At 39.9% G+C, this 25811-nt stretch carries 23 protein-coding genes; 20 read left to right on the top strand and 3 right to left on the bottom strand.

The window, feature by feature from the left end:
* Positions 1–30 precede the first annotated feature (30 nt).
* From I2484_RS03625 to meaB, 6 genes are all read left to right on the top strand, one after another.
* Positions 31–1038 carry a thiamine pyrophosphate-dependent dehydrogenase E1 component subunit alpha gene (locus tag I2484_RS03625; protein WP_207149679.1) on the top strand — a complete coding sequence of 336 codons (1008 nt, stop codon included), beginning with the start codon at positions 31–33 and terminating at the stop codon, positions 1036–1038.
* The gene (locus I2484_RS03620; RefSeq protein ID WP_207149678.1) at positions 1038–2021 is read left to right on the top strand and encodes an alpha-ketoacid dehydrogenase subunit beta; all 984 of its coding nucleotides are present in this window, start codon (positions 1038–1040) and stop codon (positions 2019–2021) included. Before I2484_RS03625 ends, I2484_RS03620 begins: the two co-directional genes overlap by 1 nt.
* A gap of 32 nt (positions 2022–2053) precedes the next feature.
* Positions 2054–3376 (top strand): dihydrolipoamide acetyltransferase family protein, encoded by a 1323-nt coding sequence (locus I2484_RS03615; RefSeq protein ID WP_207149677.1) that lies wholly within the window; start codon positions 2054–2056, stop codon positions 3374–3376.
* Between the two features lie 121 nt (positions 3377–3497).
* Positions 3498–5180, top strand: a complete 1683-nt coding sequence (locus I2484_RS03610; protein ID WP_207149676.1) for a methylmalonyl-CoA mutase family protein — start codon at positions 3498–3500, stop codon at positions 5178–5180.
* Entirely contained in the window at positions 5167–7326 is a 2160-nt protein-coding gene (gene scpA, locus I2484_RS03605; RefSeq protein ID WP_207149675.1) for a methylmalonyl-CoA mutase, read from the top strand. Before I2484_RS03610 ends, scpA begins: the two co-directional genes overlap by 14 nt.
* Before the next feature lie 56 nt (positions 7327–7382).
* Positions 7383–8417: a methylmalonyl Co-A mutase-associated GTPase MeaB gene (meaB, locus tag I2484_RS03600; protein WP_207149886.1), complete on the top strand. Its 1035-nt coding sequence runs from the start codon at positions 7383–7385 to the stop codon at positions 8415–8417.
* Between the two features lie 395 nt (positions 8418–8812).
* Here meaB and I2484_RS03595 read toward each other — a convergent pair whose 3' ends face one another.
* Complete coding sequence (locus I2484_RS03595; protein WP_207149674.1) at positions 8813–9907, bottom strand: carbohydrate kinase; 1095 nt, start codon at positions 9905–9907, stop codon at positions 8813–8815.
* 287 nt (positions 9908–10194) lie between these two features.
* On the opposite strand from I2484_RS03595, the gene I2484_RS03590 reads away from it, so the two are divergent.
* The 4 genes from I2484_RS03590 to I2484_RS03575 all read left to right on the top strand — a co-directional run bounded on the left by I2484_RS03590 (position 10195) and on the right by I2484_RS03575 (position 14561).
* Positions 10195–11067 (top strand): EamA family transporter, encoded by an 873-nt coding sequence (locus tag I2484_RS03590; RefSeq protein ID WP_346014153.1) that lies wholly within the window; start codon positions 10195–10197, stop codon positions 11065–11067.
* A 214-nt stretch (positions 11068–11281) separates the two neighbouring features.
* Complete coding sequence (locus tag I2484_RS03585; protein WP_207149672.1) at positions 11282–12346, top strand: carbohydrate kinase family protein; 1065 nt, start codon at positions 11282–11284, stop codon at positions 12344–12346.
* 1 nt (position 12347) lies between these two features.
* Entirely contained in the window at positions 12348–13271 is a 924-nt protein-coding gene (locus I2484_RS03580; RefSeq protein WP_207149671.1) for a pseudouridine-5'-phosphate glycosidase, read from the top strand.
* Positions 13272–13379: 108 nt separating this feature from the next.
* The gene (locus I2484_RS03575; protein ID WP_207149670.1) at positions 13380–14561 is read left to right on the top strand and encodes a NupC/NupG family nucleoside CNT transporter; all 1182 of its coding nucleotides are present in this window, start codon (positions 13380–13382) and stop codon (positions 14559–14561) included.
* Positions 14562–14991: 430 nt separating this feature from the next.
* Here I2484_RS03575 and I2484_RS03570 read toward each other — a convergent pair whose 3' ends face one another.
* Complete coding sequence (locus I2484_RS03570; protein WP_207149669.1) at positions 14992–15822, bottom strand: squalene/phytoene synthase family protein; 831 nt, start codon at positions 15820–15822, stop codon at positions 14992–14994.
* A 662-nt stretch (positions 15823–16484) separates the two neighbouring features.
* Here I2484_RS03570 and I2484_RS03565 point away from each other — a divergent pair.
* From I2484_RS03565 to I2484_RS03555, 3 genes are all read left to right on the top strand, one after another.
* On the top strand, positions 16485–18716 hold the full coding sequence (locus I2484_RS03565) for a YcdB/YcdC domain-containing protein (RefSeq protein WP_207149668.1): 2232 nt from the start codon (positions 16485–16487) through the stop codon (positions 18714–18716).
* A 309-nt stretch (positions 18717–19025) separates the two neighbouring features.
* Positions 19026–19967, top strand: coding sequence for a thymidylate synthase (locus I2484_RS03560; protein ID WP_207149667.1), 942 nt, complete (start codon positions 19026–19028; stop codon positions 19965–19967).
* A 16-nt stretch (positions 19968–19983) separates the two neighbouring features.
* Positions 19984–20463, top strand: a complete 480-nt coding sequence (locus I2484_RS03555) for a dihydrofolate reductase (protein ID WP_207149666.1) — start codon at positions 19984–19986, stop codon at positions 20461–20463.
* 144 nt (positions 20464–20607) lie between these two features.
* Here I2484_RS03555 and trhA read toward each other — a convergent pair whose 3' ends face one another.
* Positions 20608–21243 (bottom strand): PAQR family membrane homeostasis protein TrhA, encoded by a 636-nt coding sequence (trhA, locus tag I2484_RS03550; protein ID WP_207149665.1) that lies wholly within the window; start codon positions 21241–21243, stop codon positions 20608–20610.
* Between the two features lie 74 nt (positions 21244–21317).
* On the opposite strand from trhA, the gene I2484_RS03545 reads away from it, so the two are divergent.
* The 7 genes from I2484_RS03545 (at position 21318) to deoD (ending at position 25787) form a co-directional block, all read left to right on the top strand.
* Positions 21318–22157 (top strand): DegV family protein, encoded by an 840-nt coding sequence (locus I2484_RS03545; RefSeq protein WP_207149664.1) that lies wholly within the window; start codon positions 21318–21320, stop codon positions 22155–22157.
* Between the two features lie 38 nt (positions 22158–22195).
* The gene (locus I2484_RS03540) at positions 22196–23011 is read left to right on the top strand and encodes a GDSL-type esterase/lipase family protein (RefSeq protein ID WP_207149663.1); all 816 of its coding nucleotides are present in this window, start codon (positions 22196–22198) and stop codon (positions 23009–23011) included.
* Positions 23012–23022: 11 nt separating this feature from the next.
* On the top strand, positions 23023–23598 hold the full coding sequence (locus I2484_RS03535; protein WP_207149661.1) for a YpmS family protein: 576 nt from the start codon (positions 23023–23025) through the stop codon (positions 23596–23598).
* A 12-nt stretch (positions 23599–23610) separates the two neighbouring features.
* A complete protein-coding gene (gene msrA / locus I2484_RS03530; protein WP_207149660.1) occupies positions 23611–24141 on the top strand; it encodes a peptide-methionine (S)-S-oxide reductase MsrA in 531 nt (176 codons plus the stop codon).
* Complete coding sequence (msrB, locus tag I2484_RS03525; RefSeq protein WP_207149658.1) at positions 24138–24557, top strand: peptide-methionine (R)-S-oxide reductase MsrB; 420 nt, start codon at positions 24138–24140, stop codon at positions 24555–24557. Before msrA ends, msrB begins: the two co-directional genes overlap by 4 nt.
* 223 nt (positions 24558–24780) lie before the next feature.
* On the top strand, positions 24781–25002 hold the full coding sequence (locus I2484_RS03520) for a YozE family protein (RefSeq protein ID WP_207149653.1): 222 nt from the start codon (positions 24781–24783) through the stop codon (positions 25000–25002).
* Positions 25003–25082: 80 nt separating this feature from the next.
* On the top strand, positions 25083–25787 hold the full coding sequence (gene deoD, locus I2484_RS03515) for a purine-nucleoside phosphorylase (RefSeq protein ID WP_187044964.1): 705 nt from the start codon (positions 25083–25085) through the stop codon (positions 25785–25787).
* Positions 25788–25811 lie beyond the last annotated feature (24 nt).

Here is a 25811-nt window from a genome sequence, read left to right as displayed (position 1 = left end):
CTGCGAACCAATAGAAGGGGGATTTTAGAAATGGCAAAAACGCGTCATGAGGAACTTGGTTTAACACATGAAGATGCACTACAAATTTATGAAACAATGTTGATGGCCCGCCGTATTGATGAGCGTATGTGGCTCCTTAACCGTGCCGGAAAGATTCCATTCGTTATTTCATGTCAGGGGCAGGAAGCAGCACAAGTTGGAGCAGCTTTCGCACTTGATAAAGATAAAGACTGGATTGCACCCTATTACCGGGATATGGGCGTTGTTCTGCATTTCGGAATGACTCCGAAAGATTTGATGCTGTCCGCATTTGCAAAAGCTGAAGATCCGAACTCGGGTGGTCGTCAGATGCCTGGTCACTTCGGTCAGCGCAAAAACCGTATCTTGACAGGTTCATCTCCTGTTACGACGCAATTACCACACGCAGTTGGTGTGGCTCTTGCAGCGAAGATGAAGAAAGAAGATTTCATCACTTTCGTTACACTTGGTGAAGGTTCATCCAACCAAGGAGATTTCCACGAAGGCATGAACTTTGCAGGTGTCCATAAACTGCCGACTGTTATCATGGTTGAAAATAATAAATATGCAATTTCAGTTCCAGTTGAAATGCAACTTGCCTGTGTTAACGTTTCGGACCGTGCAATCGGTTACGGAATGCCAGGTGTTACAGTTGATGGAACGGATCCGCTTGAAGTCTATAAAGTGGTCAAAGAAGCAGCAGATCGTGCACGTCGTGGAGAAGGTCCAAGTCTTGTAGAGACCATCTGTTACCGATTGACGGCTCACTCTTCAGACGATGATCAACGCCAATACCGTGATGCTGAAGAGCTTGCAAATGAGAAAAAACTGGATCCGATTCCTATGTTCGCCGTTTATTTAAAAGAAGTTGGTGTACTAACGGAAGAACTAGAAAAAGAAATGGAAGAACGCATCATGAAAGAAGTGAACGAAGCGACCGATTATGCGGAAAACGCTGCGTACGCCGAACCTGAATCTGCGATGCTCCATGTGTATGCTGAAGTTGGGGGGAACGAATAATGGCTGTTATGTCTTATATCGATGCAATCACACTTGCAATGAAAGAAGAAATGGAACGAGACGACCGCGTTTTCGTTCTCGGAGAAGACGTTGGACGTAAAGGCGGCGTATTTAAAGCGACGGCGGGTCTTTACGATCAATTCGGAGAATACCGTGCACTCGATGCTCCGCTTGCTGAATCTGCAATTGCAGGTGTTGGAATAGGTGCGGCAATGTACGGCTTACGTCCGATTGCTGAAATGCAATTTGCCGACTTCATCATGCCAGCCGTTAACCAAATAGTTTCTGAAGCAGCAAAAATCCGTTACCGTTCAAACAACGACTGGTCGTGTCCGATTGTTATTCGTGCGCCATTCGGAGGAGGTATTCACGGAGCGCTTTATCACTCACAATCTGTTGAGGCAATGTTCGCAAGCACACCTGGTTTGAAAATCGTTATCCCGTCAACGCCGTATGATGCAAAAGGACTTCTCAAAGCGGCAATCCGCGATGAAGATCCAGTATTGTTCTTTGAACATAAACGTGCTTATCGTTTGATTAAAGGCGAAGTGCCTTTAGACGACTACGTATTGCCAATCGGCAAAGCGGATGTCAAACGAGAAGGCGATGATATTACAATCATCACGTACGGACTATGTGTCCACTTTGCATTGCAAGCTGCGGAACGTCTTGCAGAAGATGGGATTTCTACACATATCCTTGACCTTCGCACAGTCTATCCACTTGACCAAGAAGCAATCATTGAAGCAGCTTCAAAAACAGGGAAAGTCCTGTTAGTTACTGAAGATAACAAAGAAGGAAGCATTATGGGAGAAGTTGCAGCTATCATTGCTGAAAACTGCCTGTTTGAATTAGATGCGCCAATTAAACGTCTTGCTGGACCAGATATTCCGGCAATGCCATATGCACCGACAATGGAGAAATTCTTCATGGTGAATCCGGACAAAGTGGAGAAGGCAGCACGTGAGCTTGCAGAATTTTAAGCAGAATTTTAATCGGGACGGAGGTCAATCAATTGGCTATTGAAAATATTTTAATGCCACAACTCGGTGAAAGTGTGACAGAGGGCACAATCGAGAAATGGCTTGTCAAACCGGGCGATACTGTTAACAAATATGATTCGCTTGCAGAAGTTAATACAGACAAAGTAACAGCTGAAGTACCATCTTTATTCGCAGGTGTCATTAAGGAATTGATCGCACAAGAGGGAGAAACGCTTGAAGTTGGAGCGCTCATTTGTATGATTGAAACTGAGGGTGGCGGGACTGCGGAAGTTGCAGTAGAAGCGGTACCAGCTAAAGTAGAACCTGCAAACGAAATGCCAGCTGCAGGTTCTGGGAAACCGGCTTCATCTTTGAATCGTGAAAAAGGAGCAGCAGCAGGACGCTATTCTCCTGCAGTACTTCGTCTATCACAAGATAACGGCATTGATTTGTCACTTGTGGAAGGTTCAGGGAAAGAAGGGCGCATTACGCGTAAAGATTTGCTCGCTATTATCGAGAGTGGCAACATTCCGACAGCAGCAGTAACTTCTGAAGCACCTGTCGTGGAAACAGCAGCTTCAGCACCGGTTAAACAGGTAGCATCTGTACCGGCACCGAAAGCAGCGGAGCAAGTCAATGTACCGGTTGCAGTAGGCGATATCGAAATCCCTGTTACAGGCGTGCGACGTGCAATCGCTAGCAATATGCTGCGTTCGAAACACGAAGCTCCACACGCGTGGATGATGATTGAAGTCGATGTTACGAGTCTTGTTCAATACCGTGATTCCCTGAAAAATGATTTCAAAAAGAAGGAAGGCTTCAACCTGACTTACTTCGCATTCTTCGTGAAAGCAGTATCTCAAGCATTGAAAGAATTCCCTATGATGAACTCGATGTGGGCCGGCGACAAAATCATTCAGAAAAAAGACATCAATATATCCATTGCAGTGGCGACGGAAGATTCCCTTTACGTTCCTGTCATCAACAATGCTGATGAAAAAACAATCAAAGGCATTGGCCGTGATATTCAGGAACTTGCGGGTAAAGTGCGTTCAGGTAAACTGAAATCATCCGAAATGCAAGGCGGTACATTCACTGTGAATAATACCGGTTCTTTCGGTTCTGTTCAGTCAATGGGCATCATTAATCACCCGCAAGCGGCAATACTGCAAGTTGAATCAATCGTTAAACGTCCTGTTGTGATGGCGGGTGGCATGATTGGTGTGCGTGATATGGTCAACTTATGTCTGTCACTCGATCACCGTGTTCTTGACGGTCTCGTGTGCGGTCAATTCCTTGCACGCGTAAAAGCGATTCTTGAAAATGTAACTGCAGAAAATACATCCATCTACTAATCAAAATTGTAAACCCCAGTGCCTTAAAATATAGCACTGGGGTTTATTTTATCTATCAACAAATGTACAAGTCGGGTAAACTAGTAATAGATTGATTATTTTGAGGAGGGAAGCGCAAAATATGACCATACATAATATGCAAACAACAACATTCGATAAATTCGGATTCGAACAATGGAAAGAAGCCGCTGTCCAGTCATTGAAAGGCAAGCCATTTGATTCGCTTATCACGAAAACGATTGAAGGGATTGACCTTCAACCACTATATACACAGGAAAGCCTTGCGAAACGTGGACAGCCAATTCGTGCGGCAAAAAAAGAGACAGGCTGGATCGTTGCACAGCAACCATACGCTACCGATGGACAACAGTTCATCGTTGAATTAAAGAATTCGATTGAACGTGGCAATGAAGCGATTGTTTGCGATGGTACAAAACCACTTCACTGGGACGCGTCTTCACTCGCTGAAATCGCCCGACTTATAGAGAAATATCCGATTTTCATTACAAATATGAAGCACGATAACTCATTTCTGAAAGTGTTTTCCCTTGTTCCAGAAATGAATCGTTCCTCCGTTAACGGCGCAATTTCGGTATCCGGTTGGACCATTCCAGCAGGATACACAAACGTACGGACGGCCAGCGCTGATATGTGGGATGCCCATCACAAAGGTGCGGACGCAGTGACTGAACTTGCATTAGTCCTCGCAGATGCAGCAAATCAAGCATCACAAGCGGACAATATTAGTGATTTTGCCGATGACTTTTTTGTTCGATTTGCAGTTGATACGCATTTCTTTATGGAAATTTCAAAATTCCGTGCGTTTCGAGTTCTTTGGCAAGCATTTAGTTCTGCATATGGGATAGCTGAAGCACCCTATGTTCCAATCATTGCAACGACATCGTTGCGTTCTTACTCGAAACTGGATCCGTATGTCAACGTATTGCGTGCTGGCAACGAAACCTTTGCCGCGGTTCTTGGCGGTGCTGACGTCATTACAGTTCACCCACACAATATCATTACTGGCCCTACAAGCAGCTCTGTTCGTATGGCACGTAATATTCAACTTGTTATTAAAGAAGAAAGCCATGCCGATAAAATTATTGACCCTGCAGGCGGATCTTATTTCATGGAAACGTTAACGTCTGAACTTGTTGATAAAGCATGGACACTTTTTTTAGACATCCAATCTATAGGTGGCTATGATGCGTTCATTAACCGTGGCCAGTTCGGGAAATTGCTTGAGCAACGTAGGAGCGATGTTGCGATAGGGAAACAACCGTTGATTGGTACAAATGTTTACGCTGAATTGACAGATACGAACTTTACTAATTGGGAAGGCGTTCAGATTGAAGGACGTCTGGCAGAACCTTTCGAAAAATTAGCTGCACTGCAAAAAAATCGCACGACACGAATTGCATTGTTGACGTTCGGAGAGTTGAAAGATTTTAAACCACGTGCTGATTTCGTCAGCGGATTTTTAGCGACAGGCGGTATGCGTGCTGAATGGAGTCCTACATTTGATAATGCACAACAAGCGGTTTCATGGCTTGCGGTTGAAAAGCCTAATTATGCAATTGTCTGTGCAACAGATACACTAACTGAAACGGTAATGGAACAATTGTTGGTAGGACGTCCTGATGAACTTATCATAGATGCAGCAGGTAAGTACGATTCAGAACTGTCGGGAAAATGGCTTAATGCTGGGTTAAATGGCTTCATTTTCGCGGGTCAAGATAAAGTTGGAAAACTGATAGCTATTAACAATAAATTGAAAGGGGGACAGACTAATGAACAAGCCTGATTTCAACAAAGTAGACTTGCAGCAGATTGCCGGAAATACGATAGAAACAGCAAACCTGTCAGGAAAACTTTTTAGAACAAATGAAGGTATCGACGTTAAAACGATTTATACAGATAAAGACACTGAGAAACTTGATCATTTGACTGATTTACCTGGTATCGCGCCAAATACTAGGGGTCCCTATCCTACTATGTTCGTTTCTAGACCGTGGACAGTCCGTCAATATGCCGGATTTTCAACAGCTGAGGAAAGTAACGCATTTTATCGCCGTAATTTGGCAATGGGGCAAAAAGGATTATCTGTCGCATTCGATCTAGCGACTCACCGCGGCTATGACTCCGATCATCCACGTGTGACTGGGGATGTTGGAAAAGCAGGCGTTGCTATTGATTCAGTAGAAGATATGAAAATCCTGTTTGACGGTATTCCACTCGATCAGATGTCTGTTTCTATGACAATGAATGGTGCAGTTCTACCGATTATGGCGTTTTATATCGTTGCGGCGGAAGAACAGGGTGTGTCACCTGAAAAGCTTGCAGGTACAATTCAAAATGATATTTTGAAAGAGTATATGGTAAGAAATACGTATATTTTCCCTCCTGAAATGTCAATGAAAATCATTGCGGATATTTTTGATTATACGTCTACTAAAATGCCGAAATTTAACTCAATTTCTATTTCTGGCTATCATATGCAAGAAGCGGGCGCAACGGCAGATATCGAGCTTGCCTATACACTTGCGGATGGCCTTGAATATGTACGGACAGGTTTGAAAGCGGGCATTGATATCGATTCATTCGCGCCTAGACTATCGTTTTTCTGGGCAGTTGGCATGAATTACTTCATGGAAGTAGCTAAAATGCGTGCGGCGCGGAAAATGTGGGCGCAAATGATGCAGACGTTTGAACCGAAAAATCCGAAGTCGCTTGCGCTTCGTACGCATTCGCAAACGTCAGGCTGGAGTTTGACGGAACAAGATCCGTTTAACAATATAACGCGAACATTAATTGAAGCAAACGCTGCTGCGATGGGGCATACGCAATCACTCCATACAAATGCGCTTGACGAAGCAATAGCATTGCCGACAGATTTCTCCGCACGTATTGCGAGGAATACGCAATTGTTCTTGCAAGAAGAGACGATGATGACAAAGGTGATCGATCCATGGGGTGGTTCATACTACGTTGAAAAATTGACTGATGAGTTGATGGATAAAGCTTGGGAATTAATCACAGAAATCGAAGAACTCGGCGGCATGGCGAAAGCGATTGAAACTGGCCTGCCGAAAATGAAAATCGAAGAAGCGGCAGCAAAACGTCAGGCTCAAATCGACTCACGTGCAGAATCAATTATCGGCGTGAATAAATACCGTTTAGATACTGAAGATCCAATCGATATTTTAGACATCGACAATACGCTGGTGCGCCAGAAACAAATCGATCGCATCAATCAGATGAAAACAGACCGAGACGAAGCGATAGTAATGACTATCCTCGCAGAGTTGACGGAAATCGCACGTAGTGGCGACGGTAATCTTTTAACATGTGCCGTTAATGCAGCACGTGCACGCGCAACAATCGGTGAAATTTCAGACGCGATTGAAAATGTATCAGGTAGACATAAGGCGGTGATACGTTCGGTGAGTGGCGTATACAGTTCGAATTTCTCGAACTCTGAAGAAATTGACGAAGTAAAAATGATGGCAGAAGATTTTCTGGAAAATGAAGGGCGTCGTCCACGTATCCTTATCGCGAAAATGGGACAAGACGGTCACGACCGGGGTGCGAAAGTAATCGCTTCCTCATTTGCAGATCTTGGTTTTGATGTAGACATCGGACCATTATTCCAAACGCCCGAAGAAACGGCTCTACAAGCAGCTGAAAATGATGTCCATGTTATCGGTGTAAGTTCACTTGCTGCGGGTCATAAAACACTTGTACCGACACTTCGTGAAGAGCTTGCCCAAATTGGTCGAGAAGATATTCTTATCGTCGTCGGTGGGGTTATACCTGCGCAAGATTATGCATTTCTACGTGAAAATGGTGCGGCGGCAATTTTCGGCCCCGGAACCGTCATTCCGGTTGCTGCACAAAAAGTCATTGAAGAAATCTATCGCAGGCTTGGCTACGAGGAAGTGGCGGATTGAATGACAACAACAACAACAACAACAACGGTTCAACTGATGACAGTGCGTTGAATGTGATGGATGGGATTACTTCCTCACATGATGGCATGGCAGCAACGGCGCGGAAACGTTTTGTGAAAAAGGACCGCGAAATCCCGGTTGAAGAGTTGTCGGAAAAGATAGCAAATGGCTCCCGGCTTCATCTGGCAAAGGGGATTACGCTACTCGAAAGTATTATACTAGATGATAAAGTCGCCGGCCAGCAGCTTTTGCTCAACCTGCTTTCGAAAACGGGCAATAGCATCCGGATAGGCATCACGGGTGTTCCAGGTGCTGGAAAAAGCACGTTCATCGAAGCATTCGGCTTAATGTTAGCAAATGCTGGCCACAAAGTTGCGGTGCTCGCTATAGATCCGAGCTCCACTGTAACAGGCGGCAGTATCCTTGGTGATAAAACCCGTATGGAAGAACTTGCAAGGCATCCGAACGCGTTCATTCGCCCTTCACCATCGGCAGGTACACTTGGCGGTGTTCACAAAAAATCGCGCGAGACAATGTTGCTTTGTGAAGCGGCTGGTTATGACGTTATTTTAATTGAAACGGTCGGAGTCGGACAAAGTGAAACGGTTGTCCGCGGAATGGTCGATTATTTCATGCTGCTCGTGCTAACTGGTGCCGGGGATGAACTGCAAGGGATGAAAAAAGGGATTATGGAGTTGACAGATGGTGTTGTTGTTCACAAAGCTGACGGTGACAATTTGAGGCTGGCTAAGAAGACGGTACGAGAATACCGCCAGCTTCTTCACTTCCTACAGCCTGCATCACCCGGTTGGACTTCGACTGCACTTCCTGTTTCATCGATTAAAAATACAGGTCTCAAAGAAGTTTGGGAAATGATAGTATCCTTCAAAGAAACAATGGATAGTGGCGGATTCTGGGACGGACGCAGGCAATCACAGACGAAAGATTGGTTCCGTTCCATGATTAATGATCGGCTTATCGATACCTTTTATGCTGAGCCTGGTAAGAAACAAGAAGTTACAGTACTCGAGAAAGCGTTAGTCGAAGGAAGTCTCACGGTGACGAGTGCAGTGGATCGCTTGTTTAGGTAAAATTACCATGCATAGAAATGGCACTAAATAGCATGGACAATTTTCTATTGTTCCATGAAGAAACGAATGACCGTTCATGAAGCTATTTAGTGAAAATACAAGTATAGAGATATACAAAAAAGGTCAGACATCTGCTTGAATGTCTGATTTTTTTTGTATATTTACTGGGACGTATGAGAGCATTGTTTTAAAAGATAAGAAGGTATAATTTTTCTTAATGAAGCAGTGTCTGGCAGGCACGAGTTGATCGGGTCATAAGCAGTCCGGCTTGAAGAGATTGAACTGCATCCTTCCGGGCTGCCTGTCGCATCTTAGACGGCATCTCTTACTAAAGTATGGCCAATGCAGGACGTATCTACATATGTTTCACATCTCGATTAAGGTCAACTAATGTACTACCGCAAAAACTCATCCACTATTTCATGAATTTTTTCGGGTTTTAAAAGTGTAGAGACAGACTCTTCAGTTTGCTGGGTAAGGGCAGAACCAGCAAGTCCCAATTGACAAGCCCGCAATAGTGATTCTTCGTTCATAAGCCCATATATTGCGCATGAAGAAAATGCATCACTAGCCCCTGTGACATCAATAACCTCAGTCTTGAAAGGGGAGATATGCCCAGATTCTTCTGGAGAAGAATAATATACTCCTTGATCATGAAGCGTGATAATAACTTTTTGAACACCGCGTTGTCTAATTTTATCACAGACAGTTTGGCAATCTTCAAACGAAGAGATTTTCGCTTCAGCAAGCATTTCCGCTTCTTCTTGATTGAGTAGCAATAGTTCTACTCCTTCAAGTTGAAAAGGAAGTTTTTGCGCCTTGGCAGAAGAAATTGGGTCAATGTATAAGGGGATATTTTCATCTTTGCAACGATTAATTAAATAACTTATGCAATCCTTAGAGACATTTGTATCCAAAAAAACGGCTTGTGAGGCAACTATATAGGACCATTTCTCTTCAATCATAGGAATAGTTATTTTTTCGTAGATGCTCATATCAGCCATGGAGACAATCATTTCGCCATTAACATCCAATAAAGTGGTATAAGTTCCTGTCCGTTCTGTCTGCAATACCCATACTTGACTGACATCAACTCCTTGGCTCTTCGTTTCCCTCAGTATCCAGTTACCTTCCTTGTCGTCTCCGACACAAGTCATAAGAGAAGTGTTATAGCCAAGTCGACTTAAATTTTCGGCAAAGTTTCGTGCTACACCTCCACAAACTTCAGTTGTTTCTACAGGATTAGATGAATACAAACGGACTTTTTGATTCGATCGCGCTTTCCGGTCTGTGTTTGCTCCCCCGATACACACGATTGACGATTCTTCTTGAAGAATATAGGCACGCCCTTTGATTTCGCCGCGTTTTGTCAGGGTAGCAATATAGTTAGCAACGGCCGAGCGTGATAAACCAACCTTATTTGATAGTTCTTGCTGTGAAATGAAAGGGTTTATTCTAATATGATGTAATATTTGATGTTCTTTATTCATTGAATCAACCTCGCTTTTTGTTGAACAATAGCCTACAATGTAAACTATTGTTTGAAATGCTTTATTGGAATAACTAAAAAAACAATTCATGGATATTGAGAATCTCGTTAATAACCCGGAAATTAGGCTTTCGGGTAAAAAAAAATCCTTTATTCAAGGATTGGTAATCGTATCCAAATCCGGTATAAAGGAAACCTAATACGATAATCATACACCATTATTATCGATTGGCAAATGCTCTTCATCCATAAATATACAAAACCATTGGAGGAAATAGAACAATGAAAATCTGGTTATACCCTTTGTTAGTAGTTTTAGCAGCTAGTAGTTATGGATTAGTGTCGACTATCATTAAACTCGCAATACAAAGTGGTTTTACGGTCTCAGAAGCAATTACAAGCCAATTTTTTATAGGATTTTGTATAGCAGTATGTATTTTCCTACTAACAAATAGATCAAAAATAAGCTTTAAAGGAGTTAGAATTCTTATTTTGGCAGGAGTATTAACAGGATTGACGAATATTTTTTATGGTCGTTCTTTAATCTATTTACCAGCTTCTTTAGCGGTGGTACTTCTGTTTCAATTTACGTGGATTGGCATGGTGATTTCTTGTATATCAAAACGACAACTCCCAAGTCGAATCGAGTTTATTTCGTTAATCATCTTGTTCGCAGGAACAATACCAGCTGCAGGTTTGATTGATGTAGATTTATCTCAAATTCCTATTCAAGGTTGGTTATGGGGATTAACTGCGGCTCTTTGTTTTTCTTTGTTTTTGTTTGTTAATAGCAAGCCAATTAAGAGTATGAACACCTCTAACCGGTTACTATTTGTTTCCTTTTTTGCTTTTATGACAACAGCTGTTTTTCAGTCCCCAGAAATCATTTGGAATGGAACGCTGTTTGGTGAGGGTCTCTGGGTATATGGTTTGGCGTTAGGATTATTCGGAATGATCATTCCGGTTTATTTATTTACTATCGCAGTTCCTAAAGTTGGATTGGGTATGTCCTCAATATTGAGTGCCTTTGAATTGCCGATTGCGGTGTTGGTATCAGTTATATTATTAAGTGAAATCGTTACTCCAATACAAATAGTAGGTATAGTAATCATTATTATGGGTATAATTTTACCTACAGTCCTAAAAAGGGATAAATCATAGTTTGAAAATGAAAATGAAAATTTAAAGTATTTGAAATGTAATCGTTATAGAAAATACCTCATCCAATATGATAAAAAGGGTGAGGTATTTTTATGTTGACAATTTTTAAATAAGTCGTATACTAAACATATGTTCATTAAGTAAACTTTTGTTTCTAAGGAGATAAAGGAGGTGTAATAAAATCGCTAATGAAAATGAGGATTTAATTTTAGGGATGATTAAAGAAAATCCATTTATTTCCCAATGTGAATTATCGGGATTAACGGATTTATCAAAGTCTTCAATTGCCGAAATTATATCCGGATTAATCCAGAATGAGCATATTCCCAGTAACGCTTATGTTATAAATGAAAACCCACCTATTATTTGCGTAGGAGGGGCTAATGTAGACAGAAAACTTTATGCGAAATTTGAACTTACTAATGAAACGTCTAATCCAGTAATATCTTCTCGAACGATTGGGGGAGTAGCAAGAAATATTGCTGAAAATCTAGGTAGACTAGGTGAGCAAGTTGCATTAATTTCAGCAAGTGGTAATGATTTAGAATGGAAAGAGATATATGACATATCGTCTCCTTTTATGAATTTAGAGCATGTTGCCCAAATTGAAAATTCATCAACTGGTTCCTATACAGCGGTGTTAGATAGGAATGGTGATTTATCAATTGCATATGCGGATATGGATATTTTTGAAGAGATTACCCCTGAGTTATTGGAAAAAAACAGTAGTATCCTTAGGTGTGCTAAATGTATTGTAGTCGATTTGAATTGTCCTGTTGAATCGGTCGAATTTCTTTGTTCTTTCTCATCAAAACATAATATTCCACTTGTTATCATCCCTGTTTCGTCTCCAAAAATGAACCGACTTCCCAAAACATTGAGTGCGGTAAGTTGGCTAATCGTAAATAAAGATGAAACGGAAACTTTTATGAATATAAAAATTAATGATGAAGAAGATTGGAGAAGTTCAGTTGATAAATGGTTAGAGCTTGGAGTTAAAAATGTAATTGTAACTAACGGATCAAAAGGTGTATTTACAGGTAGTGAAAGTGGCGAAATTTGTTACTTCCCAGCTATCGAAGAATCAATGGTTGTAGATGTTACAGGTGCAGGTGATTCATTTTGTTCGGGAGTTATATATTCCTGGTTACAAAAGAAAGACTTTGATTACACTATTAAATCCGGTTTGGTCAATGCCCAGAAAACAATTTTGTCAAAGCATACAGTCAGACAAGAATTATCACAAAATCAATTTAAAATAGATATGGAGGAAATTTAAAATGAAAAATTATATTGTATTATCAAAAGAAGTACAACAGGCAAAAGCGGAAGGGAAAGCAATTGTGGCATTAGAATCTACAATTATATCTCACGGTATGCCTTATCCACAAAACGTGAAAATGGCACGTGAGGTTGAACAAATTGTTCGTGATAACGGAGCTGTCCCAGCAACAATTGCTATTATTGATGGGAAAATCAAAATTGGTTTAACAGATGAAGAGCTGGAGTTATTTGGTAAGAGTTCAGACGTTGCTAAAGTGTCAAGACGCGACTTACCACAAATTATTGCTACGAAAAAACTTGGTGCAACGACTGTTGCAACAACAATGATCTGCGCAGAATTAGTAGATATCAAAATCTTTGTAACAGGCGGTATTGGTGGAGTTCATAAAGGTGCAGAAACTACAATGGATATTTCGGCTGACCTTGAAGAATTAGCTCAAACTGACGTAGCTGTAATTTGTGCAGGAGCTAAATCAATTCTAGATCTAGCGCTAACTTTAGAATACCTTGAAACAAAAGGGGTCCCTGTGCTGGGCTACGAAACAGAGTGCCTACCAGCATTCTATACAAGAAATAGTGAATATAAATTAAACTTCTCTACTGATTCAATTGATGTAATTGCTGATGTGTTGAAAACTAAATGGGAATTAAATCTTAAAGGTGGGGTAGTAGTTGCTAACCCAATCCCTAAAGAATTCGCCATGGATGAAGCATATATCAATGGAATTATTGACCAAGCGATTAAAGAAGCAGCAGAAAATAATATTATAGGTAAAGATACTACTCCATTCTTGCTCGGGAAAATTAAAGAATTAACAGATGGTAAAAGCCTAGATGTAAATATTGAATTAGTAAAACATAATGCTAAAGTTGGAGCCCAAATTGCAGTTAATTTAAACAGTAAAACTAACGAACAATAAAATTAATTCACTCATATAGTTCCTTTTCATATTTATATTTACAAAAATATGAAAAGGAACTATTACTTTTAGGGGATTGAAAGCGCTAACATTTAAGGGGTGGTTTACATGAAGTTTTTATTCTTGATAACAGGGATCTTACTTGCTTTTTTTATTGCGTATATATTTAGTAATGATAGAAAAAAGATAAAATATAAACGTATTCTGATTATGTTAGCTATGCAAATCATTTTAGTATATTTCATGATGAATACTAGTATAGGTCTTATTGTTATTACCAGTATTGGCAAGTTTTTCGAAAAACTGTTGGCTATTGCTAATACAGGAATTCAATTTGTATTTGGTGGTCTTGTGAATGAAGGTGAAATATCATTTATATTTGTAGCACTGTTACCGCTTGTTTTCTTATCGGTCCTAATAGGAATACTAAATTATATCAAAGTATTACCTTTCGTTATCAAATACTTAGGTTTAATTTTAAGTAAAATAACTGGAATGGGTAAACTTGAAAGCTATTTTGCAGTATCTACTGCTATCCTTGGACAACCTGAAGTGTTTTTGACAATTATTAAGCAAATCCCACTTTTAACTCCAAAAAGACTTTACACAATTTGTACCTCGGCAATGAGTGCAGTAAGTATGGCAATGGTAGGCGCTTATATGACGATGCTAGAGCCTAAATATGTTGTAACAGCTGTTGTTTTGAATATTTTTAGTGCACTCATAATTGCTAATATTATTAATCCCTATGATTTAGATAATGATGAGGATTTAATTCAAATTGATGAAAATGAGAGAGTTCCTTTCTTCCAAATGGTTGGAGATAGCATAATGGATGGTTTTAAACTTGTTGTTACTGTCGCTGCTATGCTTTTAGGATTTATTGCTTTGATGGAATTGGTTAATGTGATTTTTCAAGGCGTATTTCAAATTTCATTCCAAACAGTTATTGGCTATATCTTTGCACCAATCGCTTTCTTAATGGGTGTCCCATGGGCAGAAGCTATACTAGCCGGTGGAATTATGGCTACAAAACTTGTTACTAATGAATTTGTTGCAATGTTGAGTTTTGGTGAAATTTCAACAAAACTTTCAGATAAAACAGTAGCAATTGTATCGGTTTATTTGGTTAGCTTTGCAAATTTTGGAACTGTTGGTATTATTGCAGGTTCAATTAAGTCAATTAGTGAAAAACAAGGTCATTATGTTTCGAAATTTGCTTTAAAACTGTTGTTAGGTGCAACACTAGCCTCTGTAATTTCAGCAACTATCATTGGTATTGCAATGTAGGTTTATAGCAAATAACACGTTTGCAAAGATGGATTTCTATAGTTCTGAAACCCCGTAACTATTGTATTCCTTTTCTATAAATTGGTTTTTATAACTAGTGGTAATTGACTGATTTGCTTGAATATTAATACCCTCAAAAACATCGATTTCAAATTTGGGGGATAGATTAGACAAATTTACGGACAACCTGACCAAACCTCATTTCCTATCCGCTTTCGCAAGCGTTTCTTTTAGAGCAAATTTTATGTTTCTATTTATGCTCTTTGCCTTTTAAAGAGAGAATTCTGTTACAGAATAATCCTTAACTAGATGAGCCTAAGGTACCTAATAGCTATCAAAAAGACGACTGTACATTCAAAATTAGAATGTACAGTCGTCTTTTTTCGGAGATCATTAAAAAACATAGATTGTTTCCATGACCTGAAAAAATCTAGCCGTGTATTTTCTCGTTAATAATTTCATTCACAGTGGATTCTACTTCGGCACGTGACATTTTTTCATTGCCGCTTTTTAAGGTTGTTAGTGTCCTCTTCGCTAAGGCTAGTGGGATTTTACAGAATAACTGAATATTTTTAGTATCAATCGATTTTAAATATTCATCCGCTTTATTCAAATTCGTTGTTGCATACGCAAACATATCGTTTCGGTCCCAACCATCGGGGATAAAACGAACGCCGCGATCAGCATCTTCATCCTGATTTCGTAGCATATTGACTGCTTGCAAACCTCGACCGTAACCAATCGCTAAGTCCCGATCCGTTACCGTCCCGTCATACAATTCCCATATATCAGATAACATAATACCCACTAAGCCGGCGACATAGTATGTATACTCATCTAAATCTTCTTTCGTTTTTACTACCCAGTCTTTTTCTACCCAACGGGCCATACCATCTGCCATAATACTTGTTGACTCTTTAACTTTGTTACTAATACTTTCCGGACATACTGAAAGCCAGTCACCAAGTCTTAACGTAACCTCTGGTAAAATATTCACGTATGGTTTTAAGAGTTGTTGATAGGCTACGTTATCAAAATCGGATTGTAAAAGTTTGCTGGTCGAACGTAACAAGTGCTGCTTAGTCTCAGGTTGTAATTCCTCATGATCTTCAATTTCATCAATTGCACGCATACATAAATAGGCGGAGCCAACAGTCTTTCTTAATGTCGGATTGAGCAGTTTAATTGGAATATAAAAGGTTCTACTCGTCAGTTTTAGTACATTCATTGCTTCTTTTTGTAATTTAGTTTCATTAAACATTGAGATTCGCCCCCTTCAACCTATAGTAGTCTGAGTAGATTAATTAGGATGTATACGCTTTTTGTTGACTTGTCATAATAACTTTGCACACAGGCACTGGCACTATATCCTGAAAATCGAGGTACCTACAGTGTTAACTAGAAAGAAGTAAACTAGTTTTAAAGGGAAAAGAGAAGTAACAATAACAGAACTTCTGAAATCTACTCCTATTACAAGGAGAAGCTGAAAATAATGATTATACTCTCATTTAATCATATTTAGGTGAAAAACGGAAGTCACAAAGGCAACTTAATACATGAAGATAGGCAAAAAGATATTGTATTGTAGCGATTGATGTTGATAACTTTCTGTGGATTCTGATTACTGGTAGAGGTTTAATTACCAGAACAGTACGCAAAAGACTAAGAAGTGGTTTGACACATACTGGAGTTATTTAAGATGCCCTTAGATGGAGAAGATAGGAATGATATTCCTGAGGCAGTCATATAGTCTAATGATTTGTTTGAAATCGGCAATAGAAAGGAGGGAGTGCAACATTGAAATACAAGCCGTGTATAGGGAGAGATTTTGATGAAAAGTAAATGAGGGTTAAGAAATCTTTTGTATACAATTGGTGGAATTTGGTGTTCGATTTAGGGACTAGTAAATTTAGGGGGAATATTTTGATTATTTTAAAGAAAATTGGTATTGTATTAAGCTCATCTGCTTTATCTTTTGGAATGTATGCGTCTGTTACCAGTGCTTCAATTACAGAGAATGGGCAGCCTGAAAAAGTGCAAATTCAAGTTGCTTCAACAGATACAGTTTTCTCGAAAAATGAATTAATTAAGAAGTTTCGGGAAGCGTTTCCTAAACGGTTTGACTTCTTGACGGATAGCGATTTTCAAGTGGGGGGGAGTCACTTTTTTCCTGATGATAAACAATTACGTCACGACTTATCTTTCACTAAGACAATTAATGGTAAACGCTTATACGGTAATGTTGGATTCGTTGGTGAGGATTTAGAAATTGAGCATTTTTACTATCAACCGTCCAACACAGCAGAAGCTTTATTTCCCGCTAAGACGTCAAAAGAACAGGCTAGAAAAATAGCAGTTGATTTTGTTAAGGAATTAGATGGTGGGAAGGAATATCAATTAGAATCAGACCCTTTCAACTACTTTCCAAAACAAATATTAACAGAACCAGTTCGTTACTCATTCTCATTTGCTCGTACGGAAAATCAAGTAACCATTTTGGATCAAAGAATAGAAGTATCTGTTCTTGGAAATGGTGAAATCATTACTCTTTATAGGAATCCTTCGAATTCGGACACGTCTACTTTTGATGATGTAAAAAAAATAAAGGATAAAAATGAAATGTTAGAAAAAGTGAAAGGGAATCTTTCTGCCGAATTGCGCTATCAAATTGATTATGATTATCAAACGGATGATCGCCAGGTTCAGCTCGTTTACCAACCAACAACAAAGTTGCGTGGAGTTCATGCATCTACTGGTAAGTGGTTAACTGCAAACGGTTACTCAGCAGATTTCCCTGTGAAAACAAAGATCGAAAAGATTACGGCTAATCCACTACCGCCAAAACAAGATGGAATTACTTTGGAAGATGCAAAGAAAATTGCAGAGCAATTCCTTGAAATTAATTCTGATAAGGTTAAGTTAAGCATTCAATCCGTAGATGAAATAGAAAACTATAATGGACAGGCAGTAATTAGTATTCAGTACATGTATAATTTTGCAAGTAGTGGACATGGAACAACTATGGAGATAAATAAAAATACCGGTGAGATTATTCAATATAATGATCTAAAAAGCCAAATTGCAGAGCAAATTGGTGAGAAACCTTATATAGAGAATACTCTTTCTAATAGGGAAGCTCTCGCTAAGGCAGTAAAATATGCGAAAGAATGGGCTCCGTCCTATCTCCACAACTTTGCGATGCCTATAGATGAAGCCTACATTGAAGAGAGACAAGGCATTTATCATTTCACTTTTCCAAGAATTGAGAATGATATTGTTGTAATGGGAGATCAAATTAGCGTTGGTGTAGCCGCTGATGGTTCGTTAAACAGCTTTAATGTCAATTATCAAGAAATCGAACAATGGCCATCAACGGATAAAGTAGTTTCTGAAGAAGACGCAAAATCTGCCTTGAAAAAGGCACTAAGCCTAAAACTAACTTATATGAAACAAGAGAAAAATGAAGACAAAAATCACTATGACCTAGTATATTTACCTGAATTTTACGAAGAACCGTTTAGTTATTTAAATGCCAACACGGGAGAATGGAATAGCTCGTTTCAAGGAGGAAAATTAGCTGTTATTTCACATCCTTGGGCAGAAAAGGAACTTAACTATTTTATTAGCGCTAAAGTCTTAGACATTAAAGACGGTAAAGACTTTAATGGAGATGCCTCTGTATCAAAAGGAGAAGCCATTAAAATTATCATGAATTCACTCACTTATATTTATGACGGCCGTTATTATTCTGGAAATGAAAACAAAAACCAAACTTTTGACAATATTGATCCTAAACACCCATTATACCAAGCGATTGAACGTGCCGTTGAAATGGATATTATTCAACCGGATGGTCAGACCTTTGATGTCGATTCTCCAATCAAAAGAGAAGAATTAGCGGTTTGGTATATACGCGTCCTAGGCCTTGAACAGGCAGCTAAAGATAGTAGTATCTATAAAATTGACTTTGCGGATGCAAATAAAGTTCGAACAGAATACATTGGTCATGTTGCTTTGGCAAACTCAATGGGATTATTAAAGACTGAACAAAATCATTTTAATCCTGATCGAGAGGCGACATACGCAGAATTGGCAGTTTCAATTATTCGTCTTGCTCATAAAATGACTGAAAAAGCACCGGGCTTGGGTTATTAAATTATAGACAACAAGGCCTCTTAGTGAGTGGTCATTTAAAAACCCTTCACCGTTTTTACTGAACGGCGAAGGGTTATATTTGTTTCAATTGAATCCGGTAGCAGCGCAGGCAAACCTTAAGCGCTGAAACAATTTCAAATGGATCTAACTCAACTAGCTAACAGTAATCGAACAAGCATCTCATTATCAAGACTGAAAATCACACCTCGGGCATAGTTATCCAAAATAACAATGTCGGAGGTGTGCTTTTTTATTATGATAGCTAGATCATATTTGATATACTAAATACTAACGCAAGGAGGCTTTTTAATGAAACAGTATTTAGAATTATGTAAACATGTTCTGGAAACAGGTGAAAAAAAAGAAGACCGCACAGGAACAGGGACAATCAGCGTCTTCGGTTATCAGATGCGCTTCGATTTAAATGAAGGATTTCCCCTCATGACAACAAAAAAAACGGCTTTCCGTCTTATTTCATCTGAATTATTATGGTTTTTAAAAGGCGATACAAATGTCAAAACGCTTATTGAAGACCGAAATCCAATCTGGGATCAATGGGCTTTTGAACAATGGGTGACGAGTTCCGAATACAGTGGTCCAGATATGACGGACTTCGGACGTCGCGCTTCAAAAGACACGGAGTTTGCTACTATCTACAAAGTTGAAATGGATGCATTCAAAAAGCGTGTAGTAGAAGATGTAGAATTTGCTGCCAAATACGCCGATCTTGGACCGGTATATGGTAAGCAGTGGCGATCATGGTCAGACGGAGAACAAACGATTGATCAAATTGCCAATTTAATTGAAGGTATCAAAAATAATCCGGATTCCCGTAGGCATATTGTTACTGCATGGAACCCTTCTGAAGTGGAAGATATGGCTTTGCCGCCGTGTCATGCATTATTCCAATTTTATGTAGCAGACAGGAAGCTATCATGCCAGCTTTACCAGCGAAGTGCGGACATATTCCTAGGCGTACCATTCAATATTGCATCCTATGCGCTTCTGGTTCATTTGATTGCGCATGAATGCGATCTTGGTGTTGGAGAATTCGTCCATACGCTAGGGGATGCGCATATTTACTCCAATCATGTCAATCAAGTAAATGAACAATTGGCTCGGGAACCGCGAACGCTACCGACATTAAAGTTGAATATCGAAGGCAAAACGATTTTCGAATTAGAAACGCAAGACATCGAACTTGAAAATTATGAACCACATCCAAAAATAAAAGCACCAATTGCTGTCTAAAGAAAGGCGGGTATCCATGATTTCACTGCTTGTAGCTCATGATCCGAACCGGGTCATTGGTATGAATAACGATTTGCCCTGGCATATTCCAGCTGACCTTGCTTATTTCAAAAAGATGTCGATGGGAAAAGCAATGGTAATGGGACGTAAAACGTTTGAGTCAATTGGTAGACCCTTACCTGGCCGGCTCAACATTATTGTTACACGAAATGAAGCGTATACAGCTGAAGGCGCTGTTGTCGTACACAATCTATCTGATGCGATTACAAGAGCTGAAGAGTATGCAGAAGAAGTGATGATTATCGGTGGTGCGGAAATATTCCGTGCGGCACTTGGAATAGCGGATCGCCTCTACATTACGTATATTCAAAAACAGTACGAAGGGGATACCTTTTTCCCTTCATACGGCCCTGAATGGAAGCTCATATCAACGTCGCAAGATCACTTTACAGAAGATGAAATTCCATATTCATTTCTTGTGTACGAAAAGGAATAACTAAAGCGGAAAGGCCTGTTTAAAGCAATGCACCCTAAGAGTGCCAAGTCCTGTGGCAACAAGGGGGGATGTAGTTTAATCCCGCCCCGCTACTGAGCTGCATCCTGCAGGACTACCTTAAGTCTAGATGATTAAAAAACGTCCTCATGTATATAATAGGACACAGAAATACATTGAGGCACTGCCAGCCATAACAAATACATGCCAAATCGCATGATTATAGGGGATTTTTCTCCACGCGTAGAAGATTGAACCGAACGTATAAAATAGACCGCCTATAACGAGTAGGGCGAATCCTGTTAGTGTTAAATGGGTGTACAATGGTTTAATGGCGATTAAAATAAGCCAACCCATTACAATGTAAAAGATAAGCGAAACAAATTCAAAACGATGAATGAAATACACTTTGAACATAATACCTGCAATGGCCAAACCCCAGACGATACTGAGCAGTGTCCAGCCTAGTACACCTTTTACAGTTACAAGGAGAAACGGTGTATAGGTTCCAGCAATCAAGATATAGATGGCCGAGTGATCCAGTATAGAAAACAAGTGTTTGAATTTTATTGGCATACTATGCAACAGTGTACTCATGAGGAATAAGAGAACCATAGAAAAACCGAAAACGGTGTAGCTGACGACATGTACAGCAGTGCCATGTCGAATAGCATCAAGTACTAAAAACAAAAGGGCGGGTAAACTGAGAAGTAGTGCGATACCGTGTGTAATCGCATTCCACATCTCTTCTCGTCCATTTTTAAAATCAAATGCAACTGACATATTTTTCAACCTCCTTACCTTTTACTATACTAAATTATATTGAAAACAGCTACTACTCGAGGGGAGTTCGCATTGTGAAAAAAGTCCATATCGTCACAGATTCAACAGCTGATTTAAAAGAAGAGGATATTCTAAAATATGGCTTACATGTTGTTCCACTAACCATCCAAATTGATGGAGAAACGTATATCGATGGTGTAGATATACAACCTGAAGAATTTCTAACTATGATGAGAAGTTCTGAAAAATTGCCTAAAAGCTCCCAACCGGCAGCAGGTATTTTCAAGGAGTTGTATGACAAACTAGGTGAGGATGGCAGTGAAATCATCTCCATACATATGACTGGCGGCATGAGCGGTACTGTGAAATCTGCCCAGGCTGCCGCCGAAATGACAGATTCTAAAGTGACTGTCATAGATTCGATGTTCATCTCACATGCGTTGACATTTCAAGTAATGGAAGCGGGGGAATTGGCCGGCCAAGGAAAGTCAGTTACTGAAATTGTTGAACGGTTGAACGCAATCCGTAAAAATACAACACTTTTCGTTGTCGTCGATTCACTTGATAATCTGGTGAAAGGCGGCCGTATCGGAAAAGGGAAAGCAATGATTGGTTCCTTGTTGAATATAAAGCCGATTGCAACTTTACAGGATGGTGTTTATACACCTGTCGCAAAAGCGCGCAGTCACAAACAAGTAGTAGCTCATTTATTCAAAGTTTTCAAAGAAGAGACTGCTGGAAAGATTATTCGAGGGGTCGGTATTTCACACGCTAATGGTTTGAAAATGGGAGATCCCTTGAAGAAAATGATACAAGAGTCGGGCATCAAAGGTGTGAAACTTACATTTACTGCTCCGATCATCAGTACACACACTGGAGAAGGAGCGATAGGCTTCATGTATTATGCGGAATAATAAATGATTCTTTATTGAAGAAAAGGGGAACTCTGCGTATGAGAAGAGTATATTTGATTGTGATCGCCTTCTCATTGTTTTTGTCCGGCTGTCAACAAACACAAATCGAAAAAACAGGTGCATTTTCTGGTCGAAAAGAAATCGCATTTACTGAGTGGATTATCCCAGGGTATTTCATTCCGAGAAATATCCATGTGATTGGTTTAGGGGATTCACTAACCCAAGGTGTCGGGGATGAACTAAAAAAAGAAGGTTATTTTGGCCGTGTAACCGACAAGATGGATGAATGGAAAGGGGTTAAGGATGTCGATGCTGCCAATTTGGCAAAGCGTGGTCGAAGAAGTGATCAGCTCATCGTCAAACTGGAAGAATCCGAAGTTCAATCGTCTGTGAAAACAGCGGATCTAATATTTTTAACAATTGGTGGAAACGATATTATGAAAGTCGTTAAGTCTAACCTGTTTAATCTGAAGACGGAACCCTTTTACGTTGAACTAGGTAAGTTTGAAAATAGGCTCGATGAATTATTCAGTATTATCCGAGACTTAAACGGCGATGCGATCATTATTGTAGCAGGTCTTTATAATCCATTTTCAATTGTCACAGATGAAACAAATGAATTTGAAGATATTATTGCTGACTGGAATGAAGCGATTGAAGTTCGTGCCATGATGGACGGAAGGTCATGCTTTGTCCCAGTTGTAGACCTGTTCGATTCAAATACGGAAATGGTGTACCACACTGATTTCTTTCATCCGAATGCAAAGGGCTATGATACAATGGCGGAACGTTACCTTGAAAAGCTGAAAGAATGCGGCTTGCAAAAATTATCGGACGGGGAATTGGATATGTAGGAGCTGATCGCATGAATCGATGGAAAATTAGTTTTTTTGTACTTGCAGGACTTGTCGCGGCAGCATTTGCGTCAGTTATAGTACTGATTGGATCTTCCGCCGAGTCGGTCCCGCTACCTGAAATGAAAGTTTCAAATCCGGCGGACCATATTTTAACAGTAAGGGCGACGAAAGAAGATTTTGAAGGCATTGCAAATACGTTTATACGAAAAGCGGTAAAAGGTGAGCCGCTTCCAGTAACGATGAAAGTTGAAGATGATGTGGTCTTGTTTTCAGAAATGACGGTGTTTTCCTATACATTGCCGGTTATTATGCATTTTGACCCAATTGTTAAGGAAGACGGTAATCTAATATTAAAACAATCGTCTATGGAAATTGGACAATTAAACATCCCGCCTTCGACTGTTTTAAAGGTATTAAGAGATTCTGTGAAGCTTCCCCCTTGGATGATTGTTCGTCCTAAGGAAGAAGAACTGTTCATCGATCTCTCAGCAATCCCGTTATCGGGTGATTTACAAGTAAAAGCAAAAACATTTAACTTGGCGGATGATGAGATTATTTTGGAAATTATTATTCCAAAAGAATAGGGAGGTTTTACAATGGCGAAATCATTGGCCACATTTGCAGGAGGTTGTTTTTGGTGCATGGTGAAACCGTTCGACCGATATGATGGGGTCCATTCAGTCATTTCTGGCTATACGGGCGGCGATGTCGAAAATCCGTCTTATGAATTGGTCTGTACGAATGCGACCGGTCATCGTGAAGCAATACAAATTACATTTGATGATGAAGTCATTTCGTATCGCGAATTAATTGACATCTTTTGGAGACAGATTGACCCAACCGATTCGGGAGGTCAGTTTTTTGACCGGGGTGAATCCTATCAGACAGCCATTTTTCATCATACACCTGAACAACTACAACTCGCTGAGGATACAAAGGCTGAACTAAACGCCTCAGGGAAATTCGACAAACCCATCGCAACAGACATTCTACCTGCGAAGCCATTTTACGCAGCTGAAGATGGGCATCAAGATTATTACATGAAAAACCCAACACATTATAATAGATATGCAACTGGCTCAGGCCGTGAACGGTTCAAATCTGATAACTGGGGTGAAGAAATATGACAGAAGAATTGAAAAGAAAATTAACTGAAATACAGTACCACGTCACACAGGAAAATGGGACTGAACCACCGTTTCGAAATGAATTTGACAGCCATTATGAAAATGGGATTTATGTCGATATTATTTCAGGGAAACCTCTATTTAGTTCAAATGATAAATATGATGCTGGTTGCGGATGGCCAAGCTTTACGAAACCGATTGAATCAATGGAAGTAGTAGAGAAAACAGACATAACCCACGGAATGAAACGAGTAGAAGTACGCAGTAAAACGGCGAATTCGCATCTTGGTCATGTATTTCCAGATGGACCTGGGGAAGACGGATTGCGTTATTGCATCAATTCCGCTGCACTTCGCTTTGTTTCTGTAGAGCGTCTTGATGAAGAGGGTTACGGAGAATATTCGAAACTATTTTAAAAAATAAATATAAGTTTTTCAACATTGTACAGTGTCAAGCTCCATGCGCCATCCCCTTGGCTCATAAGCCGTAATGCTGTTAGAGGGATTGAAATACATCCCTCCTTGTTGCGACAGGACGTTGAAATCCTAGACTGCCTTCCCATTGTTTCTTATGCATGTCGGGGCTGGAAGGCGACTTGCGCATTTCTAATTGATGAAAGCTGAGAAGGGAGACGAACGGATGGATCGATCTTTTTATCGATTCGCCCTATCCTTCCGCGGTGGGGCGATAGATGATTTAAAATCAATATTTGCGGAATATATGTTTAAAGATTCTAGTTTTCCAAAAGAAGAAAAAAATTTCGACCCTTTATCGCGTTATGTCGAAGAAAAGGCTGATTCAAAAATGCCGTCTGTTATTTTCGACGAGTTGTTCTTATTATACGAAGAGCGATTTTTGTAAGCAGCACCTGCATCTTCTTTGCATAATGGATTAGTTGAATGTATGATAAAAAAGAAAATTTGAAAGCGAGGCTATACAATATGAGTATACATATCAATGCAAAAAAAGGTGACATCGCGGATACGATTTTGCTTCCGGGAGATCCACTTCGTGCAAAATACATTGCCGAAACGTTTTTAGAAGATGTAACACTATACAACGAAGTCCGTAATATGTTTGGCTATACTGGAACATATAAAGGAAAGCGTATTTCAGTTCAGGGGACAGGAATGGGTGTTCCATCTATTTCTATTTATGTAACGGAATTAATGCAAGAATACGACGTTCAGAAACTGATCCGCGTCGGTACTTGTGGTGCGATTCAGAAAGACGTTCATGTACGTGACGTTATTCTTGCACAAAGTGCTTCGACAGATTCTAAAATGAACGAAATCATATTCAATGGCATCAGCTACGCACCAACCGCAGACTTCGATCTTCTTTTGAAATCGTATAATGCGGGACTAAAAAAAGGGCTTGATTTGAAAGTCGGAAATGTATTTACAGAAGACGTTTTCTATAATGAATATGCACAACATGAAAAATGGGCTCAGTATGGCGTCCTAGCAGTTGAAATGGAGGCAGCTGCATTGTATACGCTAGCTGCGAAATTTGGCCGCCAAGCACTGGCAATTCTAACTGTGAGCGATCACCTCCTAACAGGTGAGGCGACATCATCAGAAGAACGCCAAACAACATTCAACGACATGATTGAAGTTGCACTCGAAGCAGCCATCCAAGAATAATTGTGAAGTAGGACCGCCCGCTTT

Origin of the sequence: Sporosarcina sp. E16_8, assembly GCF_017347095.1 — a bacterium.
Classification (GTDB): Bacteria; Bacillota; Bacilli; order Bacillales_A; family Planococcaceae; genus Sporosarcina.
This window is presented reverse-complemented; position numbering and strand designations above follow the sequence as displayed.